Raw genomic sequence first — 8,745 nt, 5'->3', positions numbered from 1 at the left:
GCACCGCGCTGGTCCACCCGGAGGACGCCGCCCGCTGGGGCCTGCAGCACGGCGGGCAGGCGCGCATCGCCGGTGCGCGGGATCAGTCGATCGACGTGCAGGTGGAGGTCAGCGACGAGGTGATGCCCGGCGTGATCAGCCTGCCACACGGTTGGGGCCATGCGCTGCCGGGGGTCCGCCTCGCGGTGGCCGCGGAACGGCCCGGCGCGAACCTCAACGCGGTGCTGGACGATGCGCTGCGGGATCCGCTGTCGGGGAATGCGGTGCTGGGCGGGGTCGCGGTGCAAATCAAACCAGGGTGAGCATTCAGCCCCCATAAAACAACTTTTCAACAGAATAATGTTGAATCATGGCAGTATTGGCTTTTGCAGAGGCAGAAAGCCATGTTGCACACCTACGCCTTCAAGAATTTCGAGAGCTTCGCCGAGCGCACCGAGGTGTCGCTGAAGCTGAGCGACAAGGCGGCATTCCGGGGCTGGGAAGTCACCTCGAAGGGCGGCCAGCGACTGAGCACGGCTCTTGGCGTGATGGGCGCCAACGGCGCGGGCAAGACGAGGGTGCTGAAGCCACTCGTCTTCGCTGCCTGGTTCATGGCCCATTCCTTCCAGTCCAAGCCGGACGATCCGATCTCGCTCGAACCTCACTTCGCTCACGAATCGGAGCCCACGGAAATCGAGGTGGAAGCAGAGGACGTCGATGGTGCACTCTGGCGCTACGAGCTTCACGCCACCTCCCGGCGGGTGATCTTCGAGGCGCTGTATCGCAAGCAGACCCGCTTCAACTATGTGTTCACCCGCGAGCTGGATGCACAGGACGGCTACAAGGTCAGGCAACAGGGCTTCGGCATGCCGGCCGCAGAAGCTGCCAAGGTACGCCCGAATGCCTCCCTGGTCTCCACGGCACGCCAATATGGCGTGGAACTGGCTGAACATGTCGCCGGCTTCAATCTCATCACGAACATCGATGCACTGGGACGGAGGCTGTTCGACTCGGCCCAGCTGACATCGGCAGCCCGGGTCTTCGCTTCCGAGCAACGGCTCTACCTGCAGATGTCGTCGCTGGTCCAGGACTGGGACCTGGGCTTGGCCGACGTGGAGTTGCTCCGCTTCGAACAGACAGACCCGGTGGATGGAAGCAAGTCGGAGCAGTGGTTGCCGTTCGGCGTGCATGCCAAGCCCGATGGCCAGCTTCATCGATTGAATTTCCACCAGGAGTCGAGCGGCACGCAGGCGGCCTTCGTTCTCCTGTCACGCCTGCTTCCCTTGCTGAACACCGGTGGCGTTGCGTTGATCGATGAACTGGATGCCGACCTGCATCCGCACATGCTCGAGCCCTTGCTGTCTCTTTTCGCGAGCCCGGTGACGAACCCTCACCAGGCCCAGCTGCTCTTCAGCCTGCATGCCCCTCACGTGCTGACGATCCTGAGCAAGGCCCAGATGCTGTTCGTTGAAAAGCGCGATTGCGTCAGCCAGGCCTACCGCGGCGATTCCATCAAGGGCCTGCGCTCGGACGACAACCTCTACGCCAAGTACATGGCGGGCGCACTGGGCGCGGTTCCGCAGCTCTGATGGCCAAACGCAAGACGGGCTCGCGCCCGGTGGTTCGCACCGTTCGTCGAACAGCACTGTTGATGGGCGAAGGCGACGCGGAGGAGGTGCTGCTGCGCCACCTGCGCAGGCTCTACACCCAAGGCGGCCAGGGCTTCAGCGTCACCATCAAGAATGCCCATGGCAAGGGTGCAGGCCACGTGGTCGAGTGCGCGATCCGCGCCAGCGCCAATGCCGCCTACGATCTTTGCGCCGCCTTGCTGGACACGGATGAAGGATGGAGCGACGCGGTGCGCAAGAAGGCCAGGGCGAAATCGATCCAGGTCGTCGAGTCGGAGCCATGCTGCGAAGCTTGGTTGCTGGACATCGTGGGACGCGCCGCAGAACGCCGCAGCCCGGAACACAAGCGTGAGTTCGAGCGACTGCTCGGCTTGCCGGCCCATGATCCGACCGTCTACATCAGACATTTTCCGCGCGCCGTGCTGGATGCGGCACGCGCTCGCGTCCCGACCTTGGATCAACTGCTGACCGTGTTCGGCGTATAGCCGCTGCCTCACTTGAGCAGCGGCTCGCCCAGGCAGGCACGCAGCCGCGGGATGTCGACGCACGAGTGAGGCGGCGCCGTCTCGGCCTGCGCCGCCACCGCCTGCAGGCACGATGCGGCCCCGCGCGCCCGGCCGGCCAGGTCGGGATACTTGCGCCGGAATGCGCTGTCGCGCTGCGCCAGTGCGAGGCCGACTTCGTAGTGGTTCGCCAGGTCCATCGTCAGCTCGCGCGCGAACCGATGGCCAGCTTCGAGGCAGGTCGACCCATCGGGTGCGGGCTGCCCGGCGCGGCGCTCCTGGAACTGCACTGCCGATCGCCACCGGGCATCGCCGGCCAGCAGGTAGGCGTACGCGGTCGGGAAGTTGGGGTAGGCATTGAAGTAGGCCCGGTACGCGGCGTCGTAGTCCTGCTTGCGGTACGCGCGATCGCCCTCCACCGTCAATCGCTCGGCGGCGCGCCGGTCTTCGGCCGTGCGCTTGCCGCGATCCGCTTCGATGTTCGCCAGTGCACGTGCCGCTTCCGCGGAGATCGGCGGGCCGTCCGCAGAGACGACCAGCGGCATGCTCGCCGTGCYGGCCAGCGCCGCCGCACACAGCACCCAACGCCGCATCGAGGCCTTCATCGAGCCTTCTCCGGCGTGCCCCGGACGGTGAGCCGGGCCACGCTGAGCCCGTCCGGCCCGCGATGGCTGACCAGGGCTTCGTGAACGTCGTTCCAGCGATCCAGGTCGACCACGGTGACGCAGCCGTCCGAGACATTGCCGACGTGCACATAGCGGCTGTTGTCGCCGTACTTGATCGGGAACCAGACCTGGTCGTACTTGAGGTTCGGCGCCCCTTCGCGGTAGTAGCGCGTCATGTCCTTGTTGTGCGGCGCATCGGGCAGCAGCACGGTGTAGTCGCCGGCGGGCAGCGGGTAGAACCTGCCGCTCCAGTCGGAGTTCATCGTCACCTGGATCTTGATGCTGCCGACTTCCAGCGTGGCGAGTTGCTGCTGGAAGTTCTGCTTGCGCACCGGCGAGTACCAGTCCTCGACGTAGCGGCCGTAGGTGACGACGATCTGCGCCAGCGAAGGCACCGGCGCCTTCGTGCCGAGGTACTCCTTGGCATTCGCGTCGCCCAGGCTCAGCACCTTGCCGATGCTCGGGCCGTCCAGCACCTTGAAGAAGGTGCGGCCGCTGTCGGTGCGCGTCGCGATCAGCTTGGTGTACTTGGCCAGCGGCACGAGCCCGCCGCTGTCCGCCTTGGCCTGCAGCCAGCCATCGCTGCCCACCTTGTTGACGTACAGCGTGCTGCCCACGATGCTGGTGCCTGTCGCGCCCGCCGTGCTCACGATATGCCCTGTCGCCGGTACTCTCGCGCCTGCCATCGCCACTCCCTGCGCGCGACCTCGCCGCGCCTCCCGCCGATCATAGAAGGGTGCAGCTCGTAACATGCGCCTCGACGCAGTGACTTTCGCCACCATGCCCACCCTCGACTACCGCACCGCCTTCGACCTCGCCCCCGTCGGCTTGGTGCTGTCGCGCAACCGGCTGATGGTCGACTGCAACCAGCAGGTGCTCGCGATGTTCGGTGCGGCGCGCGATCAGCTGGTCGGGCAGTCGTTCGAGATGCTGTACCCGACGCACGAGGAGTTCGAGCGCACCGGCGAGCGCATCGTCGCCGCGCTCGATGCGAACGGCTGGTACGCCGACGAGCGCGTGATGAAGCGCGTCGACGGCCCGCAGCGCGGCGAGCTGTTCTGGTGCCATGTGTCGGGCCGCGCGCTCGACCCGGCGCAACCGCATGCGGCCGGCATCTGGAGCTTCGAGGACCTGTCGTCGCGCCGCCGCCTGAAGGCCGAGCTGACGGCCCGCGAGCGCGAGATCGCCGCGCTGCTGATCGAGGGGCTCACCAGCAAGCTGATCGGCAAGCGGCTGGGCATCAGCCCGCGCACCGTCGATGTGTACCGCGCGCGGCTGATGCGCAAGTACGGCGCGGCAACGACGCCAGAGCTGATCTACAAGCTGCTGGCGGCGTGACGCCCGCGCGGTGACACGCCGCCCCTCCCTCAGTTGCCGAGGATCACCTTGAAGATCTTCTCGTCGCTGTTGTTGGCGGTGCTGTCCTTGTCGCCGTTGTTGGTGGTGCTCATCCACAGGTTGCCGTCGACCGAGGGCTCCACCGTACGGATGCGGCCGTAGGTGCCGCGGAAGAGTTCCTGCACGTTGGTCAGGCTGTCGCCGCTGATGACTTCGCGGTACACGCGGGTGCCGCGCTGGCAGGCCACGTACAGCACGCCGCGCACGATCGCGATGCCGCTGCACGAGCCGTCGGCCGTCGGGTAGGTGTGCCTGGGCGCGATGTAGCCCGAGGTGGCGCAGCCGCTGCCGCTGCGCGACAAGGTGCCCTCGCAGTCGGGCCAGCCGTAGTTGCCGCCCTTCTGGATCAGGTTGGTCTCGTCCATCGTGCTGTCGCCGAACTCCTGCTCCCACAGCCGGCCCTGCGCATCGAAGGCCAGGCCCTGCGGGTTGCGGTGGCCGTAGCTCCACACGTAGTTGCCGAACGGGTTGTCGGTGGGCCGCGTGCCGTCCGGGTTCAGGCGCAGCACCTTGCCGTTCAGGCCGCTGGTGTTCTGCGCGTTGGCGCCGTTCTGCGCATCGCCGGTGGCCACGTAGAGCTTGCCGTCGGGCCCGAAGCGCAGGCGGCCGCCGTTGTGGTACTTGTTGCGCAGGATGCCGCTCAGCAGCACCTGCAGGGTCGACGTGTCCAGCGTGCCGTTGACGTACTTCAGGCGGATCACGCGGTTGTCGGTGGCCGTCGTGTGCATCACGTAGAGCCACGGGTCGGTGGCCGGGAAGGCCGGCGTCACCGCGAGCCCCATCAGGCCGCCCTCGCCGTCGGTGCCCGACACGTTCGGGATCTTGCCGGCGGTGGTCTTCGCGCCGGTGGCCGGGTTCAGTCGCACGATGTCCTGTGCATCGCGGCGGCTGTAGAGCACGCTGCCATCGGGCAGCGCGACCAGGCCCCACGGGATGTCGGTGTCGGTCGTCACCTGGCTCACCGAACACACCGGATTGCTGCACGAGCTGCCGGTCGTCAGGCTGATGCTGGTGGTGCGCTGCGACACGTTGCCCTGCGCATCGCGCGCGGCCACGGCATAGCGGTAGGTGGTGTTGGCCGCGAGACCGCTGTCGGTGTAGCTGAGGTTCGAGGTGGAGCCCACCTTGGCATCGTCGCGCCAGACGTCGTAGGCGCTCACCGCGACGTTGTCGGTGGAGGCGCTCCAGCGCAGCGTGGCGGCGGTGCCTGCCACCGAGCCGGTGAGGCCGCCGGGCATGGTGGGCGCTTCGGTGTCGGCACTGCACTGCGGCACGGTGATGGGCAGCGTGGTGCTGGCCTGCGAGACGTTGCCCGCCGCATCGCGGGCGTTCACGTACAAGCCCCACTGCGCGCCCGGGTTCAGCGTGAGCGTGGTGCTGAGCGTGCTGCCGCTCACCGAGGCCATGGCCTGGCCATCGTGGTAGATGTCGTAGAACGCGACGCCGACGTTGTCGGTCGAGGCCGACCACGACAACGTGACCGAGCGGCATTGCAGGTTGGCGACCTTCAGGTTGCCGGGGATCGACGGCGCCTGCGCGTCGTTGCTGCCGCCATCGCTGCGGTTCCACACCTGGTTGCCCCTGCCGTGGCAGGCCCAGAGTTGCACGGCGGCCCGCTGCGCGTTGCTGGCATCGACGACGTCGAGGCACAGGCCGGACTGCGAACCCGTGATGGTGCCGTTGGCGTTGTAGCGCCACTGCTGGTTGGCCTGGCCGTTGCAGGTGTACGAGGTGACCCGCGTGCCGTTCGTGGTGCCCTGGCCCTTGGCATCGAGGCAGCGGGTGCCGCCGAAGGTGCGCAGCTCACCCGAGGCGGTGAACTCCCACTTCTGGTTGGCGCCCCCGTGGCAGTCGTAGATCTGGATGGCGGCGCCCGCCGTCGTGCTGTTGCCGCTGACATCCATGCAACGGCCGCTGGCCTTGCCGACGAGCGTGGTGGTGGCAGCCCAGGCCGGTGCGGCCGACAGCGCGAGCGCCGCCATGAAGGCCAACGGTGTCCCCGATGCAAGCCGCAGCAGCGGCTTCACTCGCGGGGTCTTCAAGATCGTCCTGAGTTCCATGGCGCCGCCTCCTTGCGATGTTGGGTGAACATTCGTTCCGGCGGCATCATGTGTGGAATTTCAATTCCACGATGTAAACAAGCGTTCTCGTGGGGTGTCTGACGGATACAACCCTCAGGCGCAGTACATCAAGCCGACACCACCGTCGCGCTGACCCGGAACACCGCCCCGCCCCCCGGTGCCGCCTCGGCGCTGATCCGCCCACCCATCGCCTCGACGATCTGCCGCGTGATCGCGAGCCCGAGGCCCGCGCCCTGCCGCAGCTTCTGCCCCTGCACGCCCTGCGCATACGGCTGGAACAGGCGCAGCCGGTCCTCTTCGGTCAGCCCCGGCCCCGTGTCGCACACGTCGAGCTCCAGCTGCACCGCCGTGCCCTCGCCCTTCAGCCGTCCCTGCACCGTCACCTCGCCTTCGCTGGTGAACTTGATCGCGTTGCCCACCAGGTTGTTGACGACCTGCCGCAGCCGCTGCGCATCGATCAGCACGCGTGCCGCGCCGTCGGCCTCCAGCGTCGCGCGGAAGCCCAGGCCCTTGCCCTGCGCGCTCAGCTCCAGCGGCGCGATCATCTGCTGCCACAGCGCCGCGAACTCGGTCGGCGCCAGCTGCAGCTCGACGCGGCGCTCCAACTGCTGCTCGTACTGCAGCGTCGTCTCCAGCAAGCTGCGAAAACCCTCGGCCGATTCGCTGATCGCATCGGCCAGCCGCTGCCGGCGCTCGGGCGGCAGGTCGTCCTTCAGCATCTGCGCGCCGGTGCCGATGGCGCCGATCGTGCCGCGCAGCTCGTGCGTCAGGTAGCTGATGAAGCGGCCGCGCGCCGCGGTGCTCTCTTCGGCCAGCCGCCGCGCATCGCGCTCGATCTGCCGCGCCTGCCGCAGCCGCCGGTTGCCGCGCCGCAGCAGCAGCAACCAGGTCAGCAGCACCAGCAGTGTCGCCAGCAGCACCGCCCCCAGCCGCACCGCCTGCTCGCGGCTCATGCTCAGCGTGCCGCTGCCCAGCAGCCAGCGGCGTTCGATGTCCGACACCTCGGCCGCGCTCACCGCATCCAGCCCCTTGCGCAACAGGTGCGAGAGCTCCGGCAGCTCGCGCCGCACCGCGAAGTACAGCTCGCTGTCGGCATCGCTCAGCGTGCCGGTCACGCGCACGCGGCCGGTCAGGCCGTCGTTGATCAGCTGGTTGACCACCTTCAGGTTGCCGATCGCGAGATCCGCCCGGCCGTCGGCGACCGCCTGCAGCGCGCCCTCCTGCGTCGGGAACGTGATCAGCTGGATGGCCGGGTAGCGGCTGCTCAGCTGCGGGATCAGGAAGTGGTCCTGCAGCAAGGCCATGCGCATGTGGCCGACCTCGCCCAGGCGAGTCACCAGCGGCCCGTCGGGGCTGCGCGTGACGATGCCGGTGGGCACGCGCAGGAACGGGCCGACGAAATCGAAATCCTGCCGGCGCTGCATGGTTCGCGCGGCACCGACCAGCACGTCGATGTCGCCCTTCATGCCGCGCTGGTACATCTCGGCGAAGCTGCCGCCGATCTCGCTCTCGATCGTCACGCCCACCTTGCCGGCGGACAGCCGGATGAAGTCGGCACCCAGCCCGCGCAGCTGCGTCAGGTCGTTGCGCAGCGTGATCGGCGCGAAGGCGGCGTCGTAGCCGACCCGGATGCGGCCATGCGCATCGACCCAGCGGCGCTCGGCGTCGGTCAGCATCACGCTGTGCGGCATGCCGTCGCCATCGTCGGGCAGCCAGCGCCGCGCCAGCTGCGCCTGTTCGCTCTGCGTGACCGAGGCCATCGCCTTGTCGAGCACCGCGTGCAGCAGCGGCAGGTCGCGCCGCACGGCCGGGCCGAGCGCCGTCAGCCCGGGGCCGAAGCCGCCGCGCACCTGCACGTTGGCCAGCAGGTTCTTCTCGATGTAGTGCACCGCGACGTGGCGGTAGCCGATGTAGAGGTCGGCATCGCCCGAGGCCACCGCGCGCAGCGCGGCTTCGGCGCTGTCGTAGCGCTGCACCTGCGCGCCGGGAAAGCGCGACACCAGCAGGCCGTCGGCCGCCGAGGCCGCCTCGACGGCCACGCGGTAGCCGCCGAACTCGGTGGCGGGCGACACGTCGGAGATGTCGCGCCGCACCGCCAGCACCATGTTCGCGCCGAGCATCGGCCGGGTGTGCAGGAAGGCACCCTCGCCGTCGGCCGGTGCGGGCGTGAAGGCCGCCGCGTCGAGTTCGCCGCGCGCCAGCGTCTCCAGCAGCACGGCCTGGCTGGGCGAGCGCTGGTAGTCGAAGCGCAGCCCGCTGCGCTCGGCCAGCAGGTCCATCAGCTCGATCACGTAGCCCTGCGGCCGCTCGGCATTGGCACCGAACGTGAAATACGGCGGCAGGCCGGGCGAGGTGCCGACGCGCACCACCGGGTGCCGGGCCACCCACGCGCGCTCGGCATCGGTGAGGCGCAGCGTGGGGGATGGCAGCTGCGGCTGGGCCGTGGCCGGCAGGATGAACGCAGCGGCCAGGCCCATCACGGCCACCAGCC

8 protein-coding genes are annotated in these 8,745 nt (G+C 68.5%); 4 read left to right on the top strand and 4 right to left on the bottom strand.

All coding sequences use genetic code 11. The features are described 5' to 3' along the window. From AC1D12_RS16665 to AC1D12_RS16655, 3 genes are all read left to right on the top strand, one after another. Positions 1-302 (top strand): molybdopterin dinucleotide binding domain-containing protein (locus AC1D12_RS16665; RefSeq protein ID WP_477841631.1); only part of this gene is annotated, 302 nt, incomplete at its 5' end. An 81-nt stretch (positions 303-383) separates the two neighbouring features. Continuing rightward, positions 384-1,568: an AAA family ATPase gene (locus tag AC1D12_RS16660; RefSeq protein ID WP_477841629.1), complete on the top strand. Its 1,185-nt coding sequence runs from the start codon at positions 384-386 to the stop codon at positions 1,566-1,568. Next, complete coding sequence (locus AC1D12_RS16655; RefSeq protein WP_477841627.1) at positions 1,568-2,092, top strand: hypothetical protein; 525 nt, start codon at positions 1,568-1,570, stop codon at positions 2,090-2,092. The genes AC1D12_RS16660 and AC1D12_RS16655 overlap by 1 nt, the downstream gene beginning before the upstream one ends. Before the next feature lie 8 nt (positions 2,093-2,100). Here the strand turns inward: AC1D12_RS16655 and AC1D12_RS16650 are convergent, their stop codons facing one another. After that, a complete protein-coding gene (locus tag AC1D12_RS16650) occupies positions 2,101-2,715 on the bottom strand; it encodes a hypothetical protein (RefSeq protein ID WP_477841625.1) in 615 nt (204 codons plus the stop codon). Next, entirely contained in the window at positions 2,712-3,425 is a 714-nt protein-coding gene (locus AC1D12_RS16645) for a hypothetical protein (RefSeq protein ID WP_047511740.1), read from the bottom strand. The genes AC1D12_RS16650 and AC1D12_RS16645 overlap by 4 nt, the downstream gene beginning before the upstream one ends. Positions 3,426-3,555: 130 nt before the next feature. Here AC1D12_RS16645 and AC1D12_RS16640 point away from each other — a divergent pair, with 130 nt between their 5' ends. Further along, a complete protein-coding gene (locus AC1D12_RS16640) occupies positions 3,556-4,113 on the top strand; it encodes a helix-turn-helix transcriptional regulator (RefSeq protein ID WP_047512364.1) in 558 nt (185 codons plus the stop codon). Positions 4,114-4,142: 29 nt separating this feature from the next. On the opposite strand, the gene AC1D12_RS16635 is transcribed toward AC1D12_RS16640, so the two are convergent. Continuing rightward, positions 4,143-6,233, bottom strand: a complete 2,091-nt coding sequence (locus AC1D12_RS16635; RefSeq protein WP_477841623.1) for a PQQ-dependent sugar dehydrogenase — start codon at positions 6,231-6,233, stop codon at positions 4,143-4,145. A 128-nt stretch (positions 6,234-6,361) separates the two neighbouring features. Beyond that, a partial coding sequence (locus AC1D12_RS16630) for a transporter substrate-binding domain-containing protein (RefSeq protein WP_477841621.1) occupies positions 6,362-8,745 on the bottom strand: 2,384 nt, incomplete at its 5' end.

It is taken from the genome of Rhizobacter sp. P1_G5 (genome assembly GCF_056405435.1).
This window is presented reverse-complemented; position numbering and strand designations above follow the sequence as displayed.

Excerpts from the sequence above, each read along its gene's own strand:
- AC1D12_RS16660 (WP_477841629.1), top strand. The coding sequence starts at position 384 with ATGTTGCACACCTACGCCTTCAAGAATTTCGAGAGCTTCGCCGAGCGC.
- AC1D12_RS16655 (WP_477841627.1), top strand. The coding sequence starts at position 1,568 with ATGGCCAAACGCAAGACGGGCTCGCGCCCGGTGGTTCGCACCGTTCGT.
- AC1D12_RS16640 (WP_047512364.1), top strand. The coding sequence starts at position 3,556 with ATGCCCACCCTCGACTACCGCACCGCCTTCGACCTCGCCCCCGTCGGC.
- AC1D12_RS16635 (WP_477841623.1), bottom strand. The coding sequence starts at position 6,233 with ATGGAACTCAGGACGATCTTGAAGACCCCGCGAGTGAAGCCGCTGCTG.